19 protein-coding genes are annotated in these 18118 nt (G+C 40.1%); 5 read left to right on the plus strand and 14 right to left on the minus strand.

The genetic code is table 11. The annotated features are described in order from the left end of the window. Positions 1-100: 100 nt before the first annotated feature. The 13 genes from NSQ64_RS20020 to NSQ64_RS20080 all read right to left on the minus strand — a co-directional run bounded on the left by NSQ64_RS20020 (position 101) and on the right by NSQ64_RS20080 (position 10764). On the minus strand, positions 101-1201 hold the full coding sequence (locus NSQ64_RS20020; protein ID WP_420359985.1) for a DNA alkylation repair protein: 1101 nt from the start codon (positions 1199-1201) through the stop codon (positions 101-103). Between the two features lie 109 nt (positions 1202-1310). Next, positions 1311-2639 (minus strand): GntP family permease, encoded by a 1329-nt coding sequence (locus tag NSQ64_RS20025; RefSeq protein ID WP_181891612.1) that lies wholly within the window; start codon positions 2637-2639, stop codon positions 1311-1313. 24 nt (positions 2640-2663) lie between these two features. Next, positions 2664-4208 (minus strand): gluconokinase, encoded by a 1545-nt coding sequence (gntK, locus tag NSQ64_RS20030; protein ID WP_341018012.1) that lies wholly within the window; start codon positions 4206-4208, stop codon positions 2664-2666. A 185-nt stretch (positions 4209-4393) separates the two neighbouring features. Further along, the gene (locus tag NSQ64_RS20035; RefSeq protein WP_341018377.1) at positions 4394-5227 is read right to left on the minus strand and encodes a MurR/RpiR family transcriptional regulator; all 834 of its coding nucleotides are present in this window, start codon (positions 5225-5227) and stop codon (positions 4394-4396) included. Between the two features lie 116 nt (positions 5228-5343). Then, a complete protein-coding gene (locus NSQ64_RS20040; RefSeq protein WP_327878542.1) occupies positions 5344-6279 on the minus strand; it encodes a nucleoside hydrolase in 936 nt (311 codons plus the stop codon). A gap of 99 nt (positions 6280-6378) precedes the next feature. After that, entirely contained in the window at positions 6379-6864 is a 486-nt protein-coding gene (locus NSQ64_RS20045; RefSeq protein WP_265154187.1) for a DUF1433 domain-containing protein, read from the minus strand. Between the two features lie 64 nt (positions 6865-6928). After that, a complete protein-coding gene (locus NSQ64_RS20050) occupies positions 6929-7408 on the minus strand; it encodes a DUF1433 domain-containing protein (RefSeq protein WP_171465935.1) in 480 nt (159 codons plus the stop codon). 83 nt (positions 7409-7491) lie between these two features. Then, entirely contained in the window at positions 7492-7971 is a 480-nt protein-coding gene (locus NSQ64_RS20055) for a DUF1433 domain-containing protein (RefSeq protein WP_268381792.1), read from the minus strand. Between the two features lie 60 nt (positions 7972-8031). Beyond that, a complete protein-coding gene (locus NSQ64_RS20060; protein ID WP_171465939.1) occupies positions 8032-8511 on the minus strand; it encodes a DUF1433 domain-containing protein in 480 nt (159 codons plus the stop codon). An 81-nt stretch (positions 8512-8592) separates the two neighbouring features. Continuing rightward, positions 8593-9078, minus strand: coding sequence for a DUF1433 domain-containing protein (locus NSQ64_RS20065; protein ID WP_171465940.1), 486 nt, complete (start codon positions 9076-9078; stop codon positions 8593-8595). A 60-nt stretch (positions 9079-9138) separates the two neighbouring features. Then, a complete protein-coding gene (locus NSQ64_RS20070; RefSeq protein WP_341018020.1) occupies positions 9139-9624 on the minus strand; it encodes a DUF1433 domain-containing protein in 486 nt (161 codons plus the stop codon). A gap of 77 nt (positions 9625-9701) precedes the next feature. After that, complete coding sequence (locus tag NSQ64_RS20075; RefSeq protein ID WP_171465941.1) at positions 9702-10184, minus strand: DUF1433 domain-containing protein; 483 nt, start codon at positions 10182-10184, stop codon at positions 9702-9704. An 82-nt stretch (positions 10185-10266) separates the two neighbouring features. Further along, positions 10267-10764 carry a DUF1433 domain-containing protein gene (locus tag NSQ64_RS20080; RefSeq protein ID WP_171465942.1) on the minus strand — a complete coding sequence of 166 codons (498 nt, stop codon included), beginning with the start codon at positions 10762-10764 and terminating at the stop codon, positions 10267-10269. A 131-nt stretch (positions 10765-10895) separates the two neighbouring features. Between NSQ64_RS20080 and NSQ64_RS20085 the strand changes: the two genes are divergently transcribed. From NSQ64_RS20085 to NSQ64_RS20095, 3 genes are all read left to right on the plus strand, one after another. Then, entirely contained in the window at positions 10896-12380 is a 1485-nt protein-coding gene (locus NSQ64_RS20085; RefSeq protein ID WP_341018023.1) for a lipase family protein, read from the plus strand. Positions 12381-12392: 12 nt separating this feature from the next. Then, positions 12393-12803 (plus strand): hypothetical protein, encoded by a 411-nt coding sequence (locus NSQ64_RS20090; RefSeq protein WP_024720438.1) that lies wholly within the window; start codon positions 12393-12395, stop codon positions 12801-12803. Between the two features lie 82 nt (positions 12804-12885). Continuing rightward, positions 12886-14562 carry a hypothetical protein gene (locus tag NSQ64_RS20095; protein ID WP_008347341.1) on the plus strand — a complete coding sequence of 559 codons (1677 nt, stop codon included), beginning with the start codon at positions 12886-12888 and terminating at the stop codon, positions 14560-14562. A 15-nt stretch (positions 14563-14577) separates the two neighbouring features. On the opposite strand, the gene NSQ64_RS20100 is transcribed toward NSQ64_RS20095, so the two are convergent. Continuing rightward, positions 14578-15477, minus strand: a complete 900-nt coding sequence (locus NSQ64_RS20100) for a LysR family transcriptional regulator (RefSeq protein ID WP_341018025.1) — start codon at positions 15475-15477, stop codon at positions 14578-14580. 171 nt (positions 15478-15648) lie between these two features. On the opposite strand from NSQ64_RS20100, the gene NSQ64_RS20105 reads away from it, so the two are divergent. Further along, positions 15649-16644, plus strand: a complete 996-nt coding sequence (locus NSQ64_RS20105; protein ID WP_341018028.1) for a LacI family DNA-binding transcriptional regulator — start codon at positions 15649-15651, stop codon at positions 16642-16644. Positions 16645-16816: 172 nt separating this feature from the next. Next, a complete protein-coding gene (locus NSQ64_RS20110) occupies positions 16817-18082 on the plus strand; it encodes an extracellular solute-binding protein (protein ID WP_035390016.1) in 1266 nt (421 codons plus the stop codon). Positions 18083-18118 lie beyond the last annotated feature (36 nt).

Consider the following 18118-nt stretch of genomic DNA (forward strand, 5'->3'; position numbering starts at 1 on the left):
GAAGGACGAGTACTGGCGCGGAGCGAATGTGACATTCGTGAGCACCAGCACGCAGGACTGACACCGAATGCGAGGGTTTGTCTACACGCTGAAACCCGCCTCAGTGGCGGGTTTTTTCATGAGCAGCTGCTGTGACTTCGAAATCGACAGACGCTTTTGGGATGCCGTTGATGATGATGGTTAATGTATGAATGCCCTCATAGTGCTTTCTCGTTGTCATATTTTGAAACGACTGTGACCGGACAAATTCTCTATGCAGCGCCGATTCTGTTTCAAATTCTGTGATTTTAAATACCTTTTGATTGCGTGTACCACGAGCTTTCACGTAATCAATGGCATACTCTACGCGCAGCTTTAATGGCTTATCAGTTTGAAGAATAAAATGAAAGGTCAGCTTCTCTCCAATACGAACGGGGTCTTGCGTCACCTTCAAATCCGTTACTTGGATAGACGGATCATCTCCATAGCCAAATAAAGCCATGATATCTGGATCGCCTTTTTTCAATAACGTACGGGATGCATGTTTGACAATCCAGTTTGTATGTTCATTGGTTCCATACCAGCTTTTGACCATTTGCTTCATGAGGTCTGGCTGAATTGCAGAAATATCATTTAAATGATTCGCTACACTTTTTTGCACATACTTGGCCGAATCTGACTTCAAATTTTCTAAAATGGGCAGCGTGACAGAAGGGTCCTTTTTCAGCGCAGGGACGGATAATCCCCACGGCAAACGAGGCCTGCATCCTTCACTAGCGAGACGGCGAATATGTTCATTTTGATCCTGTGACCACACAAGCATCTGCGCCAGCATTTTCTCTTGATCTTGAATGAGAAAAGGTCGAACGGCAAATTCAGCAGTGGAAAACGGTGTAAAGAATTCAAGTGCTTTGATCGAGATATCCCAATGGTCAACACCATATGTCTCGACGTAGTCTGGAAATACGAGCGCACTGAGCCCTGTAAAATGCGGTGCTGTCTGACGCAGTACATCGATTGCCTTCTCATAATCTTCAGGCAGACAGGCGTGCATCGATTCAGTCACTCTTCTCATTCGTCCTTTTAACTCCAGCTGCTCCCAATCCTCTTGAAACACGAGCTGCTGAAAGTGATCAGCATCAAATACAGTTGACGCTTGCGCAAGTTTTTCTGCTAAATGTTGAATAAATGGTTCATTATATACATGTTTTAAAGGTTCGATCGTGTCCGCCTCCCATAGCTCAATATCATTATTTTATCCTAAATTGTCAAAAGCGGCATAACAACAAGCCAAAAACAGCCCAATTCCGAAGAATTGAGCTGTTGTCCCGTTATATAAACATATTAATAATCATAATAAATGCAATGGCGCTAACGGAAATGATGGTCTCCATAGCCGTCCAAGTCAAGAACGTCTCTTTAATGGACATACCAAAATACTCTTTGATCAGCCAAAAACCAGAGTCATTGACATGAGACAAAATCAATGAACCCGCTCCTGTTGCTAAAACAAGCAACTCTCTGCTCACATCCGGCATGGATGCAGCGATTGGGGCTACAATTCCGGCCGCTGTCATCATGGATACTGTAGCTGATCCTGTTGCCACACGAATAACCGCAGCAATCAGCCAGCTAAGTAAAATCGGTGAGATTGGGGAGTGTTTGGCTAAATCAGCAATATAATCCCCAACGCCTGAATCGATCAGTACATTATTGAACGCTCCGCCTGCACCAATCACAAGCAGAATGGAAGCGATCGGTCCCAAACAATCGTTACTGAATGACAGCACTCGGTCACGGCTCATCCCTTGTATAAAGCCAAGGCTAAAGAAAGAATACACTGTTGCAATCAATAAAGCTGTTATGGGATCTCCAATGTACTTGAACATCTGATACCACATACTATCCTCTGGCAAAATAATATCCGCCAACGTGGCAAGCAGCATAAGAATGACCGGCACCAAAATGGTAAACATCGTATTCGCAAAACCAGGAAGCTTCCGATCAGCATGTCGTTCCGTGAATTGCTTTCTGAGCATCTTTGGAACTGGTTTATGTATCCGTTTTCCAATCCACTTACCATACAGCGGTCCAGCGATAATAGCTGTTGGCAAACCGACGATGATTGAAAAGAAAATCGTTTTTCCCACGTTGGCATGATAGATGCCTACTGCTGCCATGGCAGCTGGATGAGGCGGAACTAGCCCATGCACAACAGACAATCCTGCGATTAATGAAATCCCAATCGTCACGAGCGAAATGCCCGTTTCAATCGCAATGGTAAAGAGTAAAGGAATGAGAAGAACGAATCCGACCTGGAAAAAGACAGGTATCCCCACGATAAAGGCTACAAACATCATCGCCCAATGCACATTCTTCGTCCCAAAACGACTTATGAGTGTTTGAGCTATCCGCTCAGCGCCCCCTGACTCAGCCATCATTTTCCCAAGCATGGTCCCAAGCGCTAGTACAATCGCCAGTAACGATAACGTGTTCCCTAATCCCGTTTTAATCGATTGAATGATTTCCTGTAAATCCATTCCTGTAGCAAAGCCTACTAGCATAGAGGTAATGATCAAACTCACAAACGGATTCAACTTAGCGACTGTAATGAGAATGAGTAAAAGGACAATCGCCGCAATCACAATGAATAAAAGCATGTTCTCCCACCTTTTCCCCGATGTTTAACGATTTTGTTTTAATTGCAACGCACTAATGACATCAAATTCATCCTTCAGTTTGTCATAGAGACGCTCATATAAATAAAACAGCTCTATATATGTTTCGTTGTTCTTCATATTTGGTTCATGGCGGGCAGAAATACGGATCCATTCCTGTACCTCTTCTATCTCTTCCATATGACCTAAACTATGAAGTGCAAGGACAGCCGCCCCAAGTGCTGAAGCCTCGTAGCTCTCTGGAACAAGCACTTCTCTGCCCATTGTATCCGCCAAAATCTGCCGCCATAGCGGGGATCTCGCAAATCCACCAGAAGCCCTGACATCCTTCGCTGGACCTGTTAAATCTCTTAGTGCCACACCGATCGAGAAAACACTCATAATGACGCCTTCTAACACGGCTCTAATAAAGTGCTCGCGCTTATGCTGAAGACCGATCCCGAAGAACGTGCCTCTTGCGTTTGGATTCCAATAAGGTGCTCGCTCACCTGTTAAAAATGGTAGAAACAGCAGTCCTTCTGAGCCAGCTGGAACCTTTTCTGCAATATCAATCATTAGATCGTAAGGGTCTACACCTAGACGCTTTGCTACCTCCACCTCGGAAGACCCAAATTCATCCTTGAGCCATCTCAGCATAATTCCGCCGTTATTGGTCGGTCCTCCGACGACCCAATGCTTGTCCGTCAATGCATAGCAAAATGTTCTTGATTGCTCATCTGTAATTGGCTGATCTACGACTGTACGTACTGCACCACTTGTCCCAATCGTGACTGCTACCTCACCTTTGCCAATCGCACCAACACCAAGATTCGCTAGTACACCGTCATTTGCACCCACAACAAATGGTGTATCTTCTTCAATGCCCATTCGCAGCGCAATTTCTGGCTGAAGCCCACGTAGCTGATGCATCGTTGGAACAAGTTCAGACAGCTGATTCACCTGAATTCCTGCAATACGTAGTGCCTCCTCGTCCCATTGAAGCGTTTCCAATCGGAACAGTCCTGTTGCTGACGCGATTGAATGATCGACCACATACTGACCAAAGAAATGATAAAGAACATACTCTTTGATGGAAATGAATTTTGCTGCCTGATTGAAGACGTCAGGTGTCATTTCCTTGATCCATCGTATTTTTGAAAGCGGTGACATTGGATGGATCGGTGTTCCGGTTCTTTTATAAATTTGAAAGCCATCTAAGTCCGTTATGATTCGTTTCGCTTGTTCTGCACTTCTGTTATCAGCCCAAATGATACTGTTTGTTAATGCTTTTCCATTCTCATCCATGACGATTAAGGAATGCATCGCCGTACTAATTCCCACACCTATGAGGTTTTTTGCATCAAATGCTGCTTTCGTCAATGCGCCTCTTACACTCGCAATCACAGCATCTAAAATATGTTCAGGGTTCTGCTCAACCCATGCTGGCTGGGGGTGAATGAGGTCATAAGGAACAGAATGCTTTGATATGACTTTCCCCTGTGGTCCAAATAGAACCGCCTTTGTACTTGTTGTTCCAATATCCAAACCAATTACCGCCTGGTTTCCCTTCATCTGTATCACGCCCAATCATTGATTTGAAATAAAGTGTCGTGGTGCCGGTGTACCTGATAAATCCCATTATAGGAATATTTTTTTCGACATTCAACGACCAAAAAGAAAATAATTTTCATTTAAAACCTTAGAATCGTTACCACAACAGCATTTTTCACTAATAGAAAAATTTATTTTTGAAACCATTACACTCTTTTTTGAGAAATGGTTTCTCTCATTTGCTTTAAGTTTGTTAATGTTTCCTGCTGCCTTAAATGTGCAAGCGCAAAATATAGCACATCAATCACAGTAAGCTGGGCAAGCCTAGCAGACATCGCTTCCGTTCGGAAAGCCGTTTCTTGCGTTGATGTATACAGCGTGACATCTGCAAGCTGACTCAATGGAGAACGCTGATAGCTTGTAATGCCAATGGTTTTCGCTCCTTTTTCCTTAGCTGTTTTCATCGCATCCAGTAAATCCTTATTTCGACCAGAATGAGATATACCAAGCACTGTGCTCTTTTGATCAAGCAGACCTGCCGACATCGCTTGAAAGTGAGAATCTGTATGAACAATACAGTTGATGCCTGTTCTCATAAATTTGTGAAAAGCATCTGTGGCGATGAGTCCAGACCCACCACTGCCATAAAACTCTAAGCGCTCTGCTTCATGGATTAATTGTACGGCTTTTTCTACATCTTCTGGATTCAACAATTGAAAACTATCCTTTAATGCAGTGATGTTCGCCTGAAATACCTTTTGCATAAAAACGGTAGTATCATCGTCAAGACTCATCTCTTCATCTACATAATCAGGCTTCGTTTGGTCTATTTCCTGGGCAATAGCAATCTTCAAATCTTGATACCCCTCAAATCCAAGCCTTTTACAAAGACGAAAAATCGTTGCCTCTGAGCTCGCTGTCTTTTTGGCAAGCTCGACAATTGACAAATGGATGATGTCGCGGGGCTCACTCGTAATGTGCTCAGCAATTGCTTTCAGTTTTGGCGGCAATCCTCTGCTTGCTGCCCTTATCTTATCCATACTACTTAAACTGACAGAAGCCAATTGACTTCACTCCTTCCTCATTTATGTGAGCGCATACATTTCCTCATGTTCCCATCTTATAAAAAAGAAGCCTGTTTGCACAGACTTCTTTTTTAAGAATTCAAGACTTTGATCATTAAATCAAAAAACCCTTCAGCATCTACATCCATACACACTTGAAGATTGCGATCTTTTCCCCATTGATGCTGAAAATCACATATCATTTGACCATCGCAGAACTCACTCTTCGTCTCCACTTCTACATGAAAAACCTGTGTATTCACAAGTTGTTTATCAATTGCAAGACTTACAGCAAGCGGATCATGCATGGCACATGCCCACATCCCATTCCGCTCAAAATAGCGCTGGCGGTAAATGCTTGTGCTCTCTCTGATATAACTAGCTAACGTTTCATTTTGAATGGTATTAATTCTCTCATCCGTTAACAAGACCTGTCTCGTGACATCCAGCCCTACTTGAGTCAATGAAGGGAAACCAGCCTCCAGCACCAATTTCGCCGCTTCTGGATCTGCATATGTATTAAATTCCGCAACCGGTGTGACATTCCCCTGTCCCTGCACGACACCCCCCATAAAAATGACTTCTTTCACGTGATGAATCAGCTCAGGGCATTTTTTTACCGCAAGGGCTAAATTCGTTAACGGTCCTGTCAACACAAGCGTAACCTGCTTCGAATACTTCAGCACTTGGTCAATGATAAAATCAGGCGCAAAACCTTCATCTGCGGTCTTCTTAGGCTCGACATCTTTTAAAGCGCCGCCAATTCCATCCTCCCCATGCACCCGATGTTCATAATGAGGGGCTCTCAAAAGAGGCGTTACTGCACCTTTGATGACAGGGATTTCCTCTGCCTCAACCAACTCAAGCACTTTACACGTATTCAACGTCGCCGCTTCAACAGACACATTCCCGCACACCGTTGTGATCCCCAACATATCAAACCGCTTACTTTTCACTGCAAGCAAAATACCAATCGCATCATCAATTCCAGTGTCTACATCCAAGATCAATTTCTTTTTATTTGCCATGTTTGAAAGCTCTCCCTTGTTTGTAATTGTTGTTAGGGGAATGATAGCATATTACTTTGGTCATCGTTTGTTAAAGAACATACGGCTAACGGATATTTTTCACTCTTTTTCTCCAATGTCTCTCAGATACTGTTCACGTTCCTCCTTAGTAAAACTTTTAAGATAATTTTCTTTCACTTCCGGCTCATCTTTATATTCTTCCCAATCTATAAAGCGGTCTGATAATTCAGGGTCATAACTCATTGAACCGATCTTTTTAGCTCTATATTGTAAAGAAGCTGAGAAACCATACTTCTCCGGCTCATCATTTATATATCCTCTAATTACGATGTAGCCCATTGGATCAATAGTTACTCTCTTCTTAAACGTTATGGTCTTAATAAAGTGATGGATGTCTTCTTTGCGTAAACATTCTTCTATTTTAGGCTTCATTTTTTCTGCGAGCTCTTCTGCTTTTTCTTGATCGCTCTTTTCTTTTACCACATCATTTGATTTACTTTGCTTATTGTGCTGAGTGATTAACGAAGTCACTGAAACAATGATGATAACGACCAAAACAGATACAAGTTTTATTGTGTTTTTCATGTCTACCGTTGCCACCTTCTTAATAATGAAAAATAAAAAAACAGGTAGGTGATTACCTATTTTATTATTTTTCTCCAATATCTTTAAGATACTGTTCACGTTCTTTTTCAGAGAGTCTTTTAAGATAGTTTTCCTTTAGTTGAGGTTCATCTTTGAATTTATCCCAGTCTTTAAATCGATAAGATAATTCAGGAGAAAAAGTCATGGTACCTACTTCCTTAGATCGATATTCTAATGATGCAGAGAAGTCATACTTTTCTGAGTTACCATTAATATACCCTCTAATTATTATATAACCCATTGGATTAACGTTCACTCCCTTATCAAACGTTATGGTTCTGATAAAATTGTGAATATCTTCTTCATGTAAACGTTCTTCAATTTTTGGTTTCATCTTTTCTGCGAATTCTTCAGCCTTTTCTTGATCACTTTTCTCTTGCACTACTTCATCTGAAAAACTCTGATGAATATACTTTACAACAAACACAGTTACGGAGATGACGGCGACCACAATTATGATAGAAAATTTCAATGTATTTCTCATGAAAAGCAAAAACTCCTTAATATACTTATAATCAGTCTACCAATGAATTTGACAAAATAAAAACAGATAGGGTAGTACCTGTTCTACTCTTTTTCTCCAATGTCTTTCAAATATTGTTCGCGTTCTTTTTTAGATAAACTATTTAGATAGTCTTCTTTCACTTGAGGATCAAAATCATCCCAGTTCTCAAAACGATCACCTAGTTCTGCTGAATAACTCATTGAACCGATTTCTTTTGTTCTATACTTTAATGAAGCGGAGAACTCGTACTTCTCCGGTTCACCATTTATATATCCTCTAATTACGATGTAGCCCATTGGATCAATAGTTACTCTCTTCTTAAACGTTATGGTCTTAATAAAGTGATGGATGTCTTCTTTGCGTAAACATTCTTCTATTTTAGGCTTCATTTTTTCTGCGAGCTCTTCTGCTTTTTCTTGATCGCTCTTTTCTTTTACCACATCATTTGATTTACTTTGCTTATTGTGCTGAGTGATTAACGAAGTCACTGAAACAATGATGATAACGACCAAAACAGATACAAGTTTTATTGTGTTTTTCATGTCTACCGTTGCCTCCTTCTTAATAATGAAAAATAAAAAAGGTAATTCATTAACTTTTTGTTATTTATCCCCAATATCCTTAAGATACTGTTCACGTTCTTTTTCAGAGAGTCGTTTAAGATAGTTTTCCTTTATTTCAGGCTCATCTTTATATTTATCCCAGTCTTTAAAGCGATATGATAAATCAGGAGAATGACTCATCGAACCTATTTCATTAGATTTGTATATTAATGATGCAGAAAAATGATATTTTTCTGCATCGTTATTTATATATCCATCAACTGTGACATAACCCATAGGGCTTATAGATACATTTTTTTTAAATGTGATGGTTTTAATAAAATTGTGAATATCTTTTTCATGTAAATATTCTTCAATTTTTGGTTTCATCTTTTCTGCGAATTCTTCGGCCTTTTCTTGATTGCTTTTCTCTTGCACTACTTCATCTGAAAAACTCTGATGAATGTACTCTACAACAAACACAGTTACGGAGATGACGGCAACCACAATTATGATAGAAAATTTCATGATATTTTTCATAAAAAGCAAAACTCCTTCATGAGCTTTAATCAGCTGACTATTGAATTTGACAAAACATAAACAGGTCGGCTAGTACCTGTTTTACTCTTTTTCTCCAATGTCTCTCAGATACTGATCACGTTCCTCCTTAGTAAAACTTTTAAGGTAATTTTCTTTCACTTCCGGCTCATCTTTATATTCTTCCCAATCTATAAAGCGGTCTGATAATTCAGGGTCATAACTCATTGAACCGATTTTTTTAGCTCTATATTGTAAAGAAGCTGAGAAACCGTACTTTTCCGGTTCATCATTTACATAACCATCAATCGTAATATCTCCCATTGGGTTAATGGTCACATCTTTTTCAAACGTGATGGTTTTGATAAAGTTATGAATATCTCTTTTGTGTAAGTGCTCTTCAATCTTGGGTTTCATCTTCTCTGCAAGTTCTTCTGCTTTTGCTTGATCACTCTTTTCCTTGACCGCATTATTAGATTGAATATGCTTGTTAACCTGAACGATTAACGAAGTCACTGCGACAAGGATGACTACAAACAATACAGATAAAAGCTTTATTGTGTTTTTCATGTCTACCTTTTCCACCTTCTTAATAATGAAAAATAAAAAACAGGTCGGCTAGTACCTGTTCTACTCTTTTTCTCCAATGTCTTTCAGATATTGTTCGCGTTCTTTTTTAGAGAGATTTTTTAAAAAATTCTCTTTTAATTCCGGTTCATCTTTATATTTTTCCCAGTCCCTAAAACGAATTGATAACTCGTATGAATAACTCATTGAACCGATTTCTTTTGTTCTATACTTTAATGAAGCGGAGAACTCGTACTTTTCTGGCTCATCATTTATATATCCTCTAATTACGATGTAGCCCATTGGATCAATAGTTACTCTCTTCTTAAACGTTATGGTCTTAATAAAGTGATGGATGTCTTCTTTGCGTAAACATTCTTCTATTTTAGGCTTCATTTTTTCTGCGAGCTCTTCTGCTTTTTCTTGATCGCTCTTTTCTTTTACCACATCATTTGATTTACTTTGCTTATTGTGCTGAGTGATTAACGAAGTCACTGAAACAATGATGATAACGACCAAAACAGATACAAGTTTTATTGTGTTTTTCATACAACGCAACACTCCTTACAATCAAAACTTCTTAATTAATGATACTAAAAAAATAAAACAGGTAGGTAGACACCTGTTCACTCTTTTTCTCCAATATCCTTTAGATATTGCTCTCGTTCTTTTTCAGAGAGTCGTTTAAGATAGTTTTCCTTTAATTCTGGTTCATCTTTAAATTTGTCCCAATCTTTAAAACGATATGACAACTCAGGATCATAACTCATTGAACCTATTTTTTTAGCTCTATATTGTAAAGAAGCTGAAAATCCGAACTTCTCCGGTTCATTATTTATATAGCCATCGATTATAATATCCCCCATAGGATTGATGGTCAATTCTTTTTCAAACGTTATGGTTTTGATAAAGTGATGAATATCTCTTTTGTGTAAGTGCTCTTCAACCTTAGGTTTCATCTTCTTTGCAAAATCTTCTGCTTTTTCCTGATCGCTTTTCTCTTCCACTACTTCATCTGACAGACTCTTATTAATGTACTCTACAATAAAAACAGTTACTGAGATGATGACGGCCACAATTATAATAGAAAATTTCATTGTATTTCTCATAAAAAGCAAAACTCCTTAATGGATTTTTAATCCATCGACTAATGAAATTGACAAAATAAAAACAGGTAGGCATGTACCTGTTTTACTCTTTTTCTCCAATGTCCTTTAGATACTGTTCACGTTCCTTTTTAGAGAGACTATTCAAAAAATCTTCTTTCACTTGCGGATCAAAATCATCCCAGTTCTCGAAACGGTCTGATAAATCAGATGAAATGCTCATAGAACCCACCTCTTTAGATCTATATTCTAATGATGCAGAGAACTCAAATCTTTCTGGTTCACCATTCACGTATCCTCTAATTCTTATATATCCCATTGGATTAATGGTTACTCCCTTTTTAAAAGATATGGTTTCGATAAAATTATGAATATCCATTTTACGTAAACGCTTTTCTATATTCGGCTTCATTTCCTCTGCGAACTCTTCTGCCTTCTGTTGTTCATTTTTCTCTTTTTCTTCCAAGATAGCCTTTCCTCCAGATTCATTTGTTTGAGATTGCTTACCATTTAAAAGAATCAGTGTAACTGAAATGATAGTAATAATTATCAAGACAATTATAATCGAAATTTTATTTCCCATATGAAATATCTTCCACCTCTTAAAAGTTATAATATTCTTCTTTAGATATTACTTAAATACTACAATTATTATAGATATTTATATCTTTCTATAATATAATATATATGATAAATATTACAGGAGTGTAAAAATTGACCACAAAAAGCTCAATTAATCAACTTAGCGATAAAGATTATAATGATATATCGTCAGAGTCTTATGATATTGCCAATTATGCCCACCAGAAAGATATACGCTTAAAAAGCGGTAAAACCATGTATGTCGTCGACCATATAGAAACCAAAAAAGGCCTTAATGCACTAACCCTTGTCTCGAGAGAAGATTATCGTAACTCAAACAAAGGAAAAGACCTCACAAAAATCAAAAACGCCGTCATCGCCTACCGCGGGTCAGAACCGATTGGGGCAGGCCAATATAAAGATACCATTAAAAAACATGGAAAAAAAGAGTCAGATGATCTTCTTTCTACCATTTTGACAAAGCTGCCTCCTTTTAGCCAGTCAGAGACGTCAAAGGAAGTCACGACGAAAGTGACGACAGGGACAACGACCTATACAAATGAGATTGTACAAGATTGGTTGATTTCAGATACGAAGTATTTGATTAAAAATATCCCCTTTGAACACGGCGCAGAGAATCAAATGGTGCAAGCGGACCGGTATGCGAAAGAGATCCATAAGAAAATGCCGAATGCGAAGATGTATGTGACAGGGCATTCACTTGGCGGGTCAAATGCTTCTTATGTTCTTGTCAAAAATGATTTTATTCAAGGCGGGGTCACCTTTGAGAATCCGAATATTTACCCAAATCTATCGGATGGTCTGCAAGCCAAAGCATTAAAAGGTGATTACCGTAGTAGATTAACAGAATATATCAATCTCAATGACGGGCTTTCTCTCTTAAATCGTCATACGACAGAAATCGGTCGTGTGAAAGTGATGTATGATGCCGCTTTACCTGAAGGCGTCGATTACACTGAGGACTCCTCAAAGGCCGTCCAATTTATGAAAAATCTCCTCAATCGGGCAATGAGTGTGAATCCTTCACTTGATGCGAATTTATTTCTTGAAGCCCTCGCCGGCAGCCATGGCTTAGACCGGTATTCCTTTTCGTCAGATGGCTCCGTTCAAACCATTGATGATATGTTGAGAAAAAACCCTTCTCTCACTGCCGCCATGTTACATCAATTGAGTCAATCAAATGTTCATCCGCAAAGTGTGGTAGCGATTTTAATCAAGTCGCATGTTCTCATGAACACAGGTCGTAAATTCTCTACATATGCCGAGCACCATATGCAGCAAATCATTCGCAAAATTGAGAAACTCGATGACAAAGTGGATCAATCGGTGGAACGCGTTCGTTCAAGATACAAACAAATTGTCGGTTTTGGTTCGTATGACCAGCTGACGGCTTCAGATGTGGATGCTGTGATTCGCCACTTAAAAACAGAGGGTCTTGAAAATGAGTTCTATTCGGTCAAAAAGTATGATGCCGCGATTGATCATGCGATGGATATGAAACGGTGGATGGACTCAATATCAGATGATATGAGCCAGCTAGGAAAACAATACCACGATGCAGATACAACCCTTGCCAAGAATATGGGAATTTCTTAAGGAGTACGACAAATGGAATTTTCAAAGAAACAACCAACAGACGCAGATCGTTTTTTGCAGAGAGTCACAGATACGCATACATCTAGCTCCATCTTCTCTCAAGCAAACTTTAACACGGAAGACATGACACCAGCAGAGCTGGCTGCTTTGAAGGCAAAGATCAAAGAAGAACAGAAAACAGCGCTGATCAGAGCCATCCGGCATCAACTTCAAAATGAATTTGCAGAGGATCGCCAAGAAGCCAAAAAAATAGTAGATCTGATTGATGACCTTCTGATTAACGTGTACAAACATCAAAGGAACATCCAAACCCATATGTCAGGTGAAGCCATTGACGCCTTAATCGAAAAAATCGAAAAAAGACTCACATTTTTTGAGCTGAAAGAAGATGTTCAATCCGCCATCGACTCGATCGGCATTTAAATGAACCTGCCATCCCGTGAATCTTTTCCCCGTCTCACTCGTATATACTAAAAGAGTGATTGATTTGAAAGGAGATCTGTTTGTGGGATATATGTTGTTATTTTCGGTTGTGATCGGTCTTGTCCTGACCCTTTTGCTCACACCACTCAGGTTAATCGTTAGAAAGAAAGGGACTGAACAACAGGTGCCGCTTATGTGGATTGCGGGACTGGCACTGCTGTTTATCATCGGGATTTTCGGCTTCTACTACATCACCAATTTAGACCGCAACCCATCATCACTGTGGCTCATTGGACTTGTTGTGACAGCAGCAGGTGCCTTTTTATCAGTGGGATTGGAGCGGAAGATCAAGGGCGTATTATTTCTCATATTATTGCTGCTCGGTGTTTATATGGCAACCGCTTTTCTATTTAATGCAAATGAGAAATTCGACGTGTCTAAAATGGAGCAAAAAGTCGAAATCAAAGCGTTCGATGAGACAGAAACACCTGCGAGTGTACCACCGCAATTTGCTCGCAATAAGATGAAGAAATCGTTCGGACAGGTGCCAAACACGAGTTACTACGAGCTTGGCAGCTTGCAAATTCAGAAGGTCAATGGAGAGTATGTGTATATCGCTCCCGTCGAGTTCTCCGATTTCTTTAAATGGATTCGTTCTGGCAGCACACCGGGTTACTTTACACTAAGTGCGACCGACTCATCTGCCAATCCAAAGTTTGTGAAAACCGAGATGGTCTATACGCCTTCTTCCTATTTCAATAAGGAAATTGAGCGGCATATCCGTCTTCAGTACCCAGATTTGATTTTCTATGGAGACACGCAGCTGGAGATCAATGATGATGGCAAGCCTTATTACATCCAAACATTTGGAGATTTCATCTCTGCACGAAACGGGTTTAAAGCTTCCGGTGTAGTTGTTGTGGATGCCAAAACAGGTGAAACGAAGAAATATTCCTTAGACAAAGTACCAGCCTTTATTGATGGCGCTGTGTCACCAGAGGCTGTCAGTCTGCAGAATAGTTACTTCGGCAACTATGTACATGGTTTCTGGAACAGTATGTTTGGAAAATCAGATGTGAAGCTGCCTTCAGACGAGGGAACGGAAGCCAATGTAAGTCCGGTGTTTGATTCAAAAGGGGATATGTATTACTTCACAGATTTCACCAGTCCAAAAGAGGGCGTTGATTCCATGCTCGGGTATGCACTAACAAATGCCCGAACAGGAAAAGCCACGTATTATACGGGTAATCTTGAAGAATCCTACATGGATTCACAGGGAGCTTTGCAAATTATTGAGAAACGATTTATCGAGAAGAAATGGAAGGGCCGCATGCCGATTCTTTATAATTTCTACGGGGAAGCTAGCTGGCTTACACCTGTTCTCGATTCAAACGGGTTCCTGCAAAACTACTTTATTGTTTCGGCAGCCAATCCTGAAATCGCCGCATACGCTTCTACACCAAACGAAGCACTAAGAGCCTATAAAACAGCTCTTCAAAAAGGCGGCGGTACCGTCAATAGTTCATCAAAGCAAGAAAAGAAAGAGTCAACAGGCAAAGTGAAGAGGGTGTATAAGGAAAAGACCGGTGATTATACAACCGTCACCTTCTTACTAGACGATGGGAAAAACTACACCATGTCATCTGAAAAAGAGCCTCTTATTATTTATTTAAAAGAAGGCGATCAAGTCACCATGAAGTACACAGATACAGGTGAGATTTTCCTCCCAGTCGATGAAATCAACATCAAAGGATTATAAAAAAAGACGTTTCTCCTACTGCGGAGAAGCGTCTTTTTTCTCTTTTCTCAACAACTCAACAAGCAATTCCTTATTTTTATTCCCACCTGTCATCGGGGATTCGACATAGGAAAATGTCCGTTTAAAGTCCATTCCCCTCAAAGAAATGACAGCCAATTCCCCGCCAATGCTGCCCCGCTGGAGCACATATTTAGATAAAACAGACAGCCCCATTCCATGAATGACAGCTTCTTTAATCGCTTGATTGCTGCTAAATGTCACAAAGGTCCGCGCTTTCAGTCCATTTGATTTCAGGACGTGCTGTAAGTATTCTCCTGTCCCAGATCCTTCTTCTCTTGTGATCCATGTTTCATTTTGTAATTGATCAATGGTGACATCCTTTTTCTTTGCAAACGGATGGTCTAATGGGGCAACGATATACAGTTCATCCTCTAGGAACGTTTCTACAGAGAGTTCTTTGTCATTGGTTTGTCCTTCAATCAGTCCGATGTCGACATGGAACAACCGAACATGTCTAGCGATCGCCTCTGTATTATCAATGACTACTTCAATATCAACATGCGGATAGAGCTGATGAAATTGCGCCAAAATTTGCGGCAGCACATACTCCCCAATGGTAAAACTCGCTCCAATCGTGAGCTTCCCTCGTGCCAGATGATGATGCTCATAAATATCCTGCTTCGCCTGTTCATATAAACGAATGATTTGTTTTGATCGATGGTACAGCATATCCCCAGTTGGCGTCACCGTTAATTGCTTTGGCGAACGATTGAGCAGAACCGTCTGAAATTCCTGCTCCAAGTTCTTAATGTGAAGACTGACACTCGGTTGAGAAATCCGTAGCTTCTGAGCTGCTTTTGTAAAGTTTTTCTCTTCTACCACTGTCACAAATGTCTTCAGTGCATCATAATACATCTGTCCCTCTCCTATCAGAAATCTTAATCCTACATCTTCAATACATATATCTTACTAATTCCTTTCCAACTCGTAAAGAACAGCCTAAACCAATCAATTTAATAAAAATATTTACTAATTTTTTTAAAGACTCTATACTGAAAGGAGATATTTTCTATAGGAGGTGCTGACTTGGCAGCTAAAATAAAGGACATTGCGGAAAAAGCCGGATTATCCATCGCCACCGTGTCTCGCGTACTGAACCAAGATCCCAACCTATCGGTTACGGATCAAACACGTGAGAGAGTATACGCGGCAGCAGAAGCTTTGTCCTATCAAAAAAAGACATTCAAACATTCACTAAAAAAAATTGCCTTTCTCTATTGGATGACCGAAAAAGAAGAGCTTGAAGATATTTATTTTAAATCCATTCGTCTAGGCATTGAGGAACTCACCAATACCAGAAGCTTAAATGTTACCGCTTACAATCCATCTGATGGTCTTCAATCGATTGATCCTTCTACAGAAGGCATCATCGCCATCGGTCGATTTAAAAAAACTGAGCTTGATCAATTATATGCGATCACAAAACATATCGTCTTTATTGATACATCACCAGATGAAGACCGCTTTGATTCTGTGAAACCAAACCTGAAACGAATTGTAGAAAAGATTATCGATTCTTTTATCGAAAAACAGCACATATCCATCGGATTTATCGGCGGGACAGATCTTGATCTCAATACAAATAGGCGGATTCCAGATATTCGTGAAACGACCTTCCGCCAGTACATGACAGCACACAATAAACTGGATGAACAATTGGTCTATATCGGTCACCACTTCTCTGTAGATGAAGGCTATTCATTGATGATGAAGGCGATCGACGAGCTCGGCGATCACCTGCCAACCGCTTTTTGTGTCGCAAGTGATCCTCTTGCGATAGGCTGTTTACAAGCATTAAATGAACGCGGTTTTTCTTTACCAAATCGAGTGAGTGTCTTTAGTATCAACGATATTCACGTCTCTCAATATGTGTCACCACCGCTCACAACTTATCACATCCATACCTCTTTACTTTGCGAAACAGCTGTCGATTTACTTTTAGAAAGACTTGTTGATGGCAGAACATTACCAAAAACCGTGCTGATTGCCTCAGAACCTGTCTTTCGGAAAAGCACGATATAAACAGCTGGAAGGCCTGCCGTATATGGTGGGCTTCTTTTCTCTTTATTTCAGTAAAAAATTTTACTTAATAAATTTAATAAAATGTGTTTACTTTTTTTACTCAAGTTGATATTCTCACATTAAGAAAGCGTTTTCTTATCATCTGTGAAAAAAGAACGAGAGGGGATTACGAATGAAAAAGGGAAAATGGGCGACATTATCGGCAGTCGTTGGTACTGCTGTGCTGCTGCTGTCAGCATGCGGACCAGGAGATGACAATTCAAGCGGTACACAGCCGGCATCTACAGGTACAAAGACCTTGCTAGTGTGGGAGGATGTCAAAAAGTCTGATGGGATTCAAGACGCCGTCAAAGAATTTGAAAAACAAAACGACGTGAAAGTCAAAGTAGTCGAAAAAGCATATGCCGACCAAATTGAAGCGCTTCGTCTTGATGGCGCAGCCGGCACTGGTCCAGATGTCATCACCATGCCTCACGACCAAATTGGATCAGCTGTCACAGAGGGATTGTTACAAGAAATCAAACCAGATGAAAAAGTGATCAATTCCTTCACAGACGAATCGATTCAATCACAAACGATAGATGGTAAGCTGTATGGCCTGCCAAAATCCGTTGAAACCACTGTGCTTTTCTATAACAAAGACCTTGTCAAAAAGGCACCAACGACACTCGATGGCTGGTATGACCTTTCGAAAAAGCTGACAAAGGACGGGAAATACGGTTTTGTTGCGAAGTGGGATGAAATTTATTACGCAGAAAGTGTATTAGGCGGTTCAGGTGGCTATATTTTCAAACAGAAAAACGATGGTTCTTATGACGTCAATGATATTGGTCTTAATAACGATGGTGCCATCGAAGGTGGAAAATACATTCAGACATTCTTTAGCGAAGGACTTTTCCCGAAAGGCATCATTGGTGAGCAAGGAATCAATGTCCTCAATTCCTTATTCACTGAGAAAAAGGCAGCGGCTGTGATTTCTGGTCCATGGTCATTTGGTCCTTATAAAGAAGCGGGTATCGACTATGGCGTGACGGAACTGCCAACACTCCCTAACGGAAAACATATGAGCTCGTTCTTAGGTGTAAAGAGCTACAACGTCTCCTCTTATTCTAAAAATAAAGAACTTGCCGAGAAATTTGTTGAGTTTATCACGAACGAAAAAAATTCGAAAAAGCGCTTTGAAGTAACAGAGGAAATTCCACCAGTGAAAAAGCTGATGAAAGACCCAGTCATTACTGAAAATGCTAATGCGGATGCTGTTTCAAAGCAAACGAAATATGCCACGCTGACACCGAACAATCCAGAGATGGCAGAGGTGTGGAAGCCGATTGACAGCGCATTAGGGCTGATTGCGACTGGCCGTACCGATGTGAAAAAGGCATTTGATGATGCGGTCAAACAAATCGACTCGCAAATTAAAGCGAATCACTCCAAATAAACACCAAGCGCAGGTAGCTGTTCATCTGTCATGCTG

Source organism: Bacillus sp. FSL W8-0183 (assembly GCF_038006825.1).
GTDB lineage: Bacteria > Bacillota > Bacilli > Bacillales > Bacillaceae > Bacillus > Bacillus altitudinis.

What these genes read in the sequence shown, in the direction of transcription:
- NSQ64_RS20035 (WP_341018377.1), bottom strand. Translation starts at nt 5,227, where the DNA reads ATGGATAAGATAAGGGCAGCAAGCAGAGGATTGCCGCCAAAACTGAAA.
- NSQ64_RS20065 (WP_171465940.1), bottom strand. Translation starts at nt 9,078, where the DNA reads ATGAAAAACACAATAAAGCTTTTATCTGTATTGTTTGTAGTCATCCTT.
- NSQ64_RS20055 (WP_268381792.1), bottom strand. Translation starts at nt 7,971, where the DNA reads ATGAAAAACACAATAAAACTTGTATCTGTTTTGGTCGTTATCATCATT.
- NSQ64_RS20050 (WP_171465935.1), bottom strand. Translation starts at nt 7,408, where the DNA reads ATGAGAAATACATTGAAATTTTCTATCATAATTGTGGTCGCCGTCATC.
- NSQ64_RS20075 (WP_171465941.1), bottom strand. Translation starts at nt 10,184, where the DNA reads ATGAGAAATACAATGAAATTTTCTATTATAATTGTGGCCGTCATCATC.
- NSQ64_RS20060 (WP_171465939.1), bottom strand. Translation starts at nt 8,511, where the DNA reads ATGAAAAATATCATGAAATTTTCTATCATAATTGTGGTTGCCGTCATC.
- NSQ64_RS20110 (WP_035390016.1), top strand. Translation starts at nt 16,817, where the DNA reads ATGAAAAAGGGAAAATGGGCGACATTATCGGCAGTCGTTGGTACTGCT.
- NSQ64_RS20025 (WP_181891612.1), bottom strand. Translation starts at nt 2,639, where the DNA reads ATGCTTTTATTCATTGTGATTGCGGCGATTGTCCTTTTACTCATTCTC.
- NSQ64_RS20100 (WP_341018025.1), bottom strand. Translation starts at nt 15,477, where the DNA reads ATGTATTATGATGCACTGAAGACATTTGTGACAGTGGTAGAAGAGAAA.
- gntK (WP_341018012.1), bottom strand. Translation starts at nt 4,208, where the DNA reads ATGAAGGGAAACCAGGCGGTAATTGGTTTGGATATTGGAACAACAAGT.
- NSQ64_RS20090 (WP_024720438.1), top strand. Translation starts at nt 12,393, where the DNA reads ATGGAATTTTCAAAGAAACAACCAACAGACGCAGATCGTTTTTTGCAG.
- NSQ64_RS20040 (WP_327878542.1), bottom strand. Translation starts at nt 6,279, where the DNA reads ATGGCAAATAAAAAGAAATTGATCTTGGATGTAGACACTGGAATTGAT.
- NSQ64_RS20080 (WP_171465942.1), bottom strand. Translation starts at nt 10,764, where the DNA reads ATGGGAAATAAAATTTCGATTATAATTGTCTTGATAATTATTACTATC.
- NSQ64_RS20070 (WP_341018020.1), bottom strand. Translation starts at nt 9,624, where the DNA reads ATGAAAAACACAATAAAACTTGTATCTGTTTTGGTCGTTATCATCATT.
- NSQ64_RS20045 (WP_265154187.1), bottom strand. Translation starts at nt 6,864, where the DNA reads ATGAAAAACACAATAAAACTTGTATCTGTTTTGGTCGTTATCATCATT.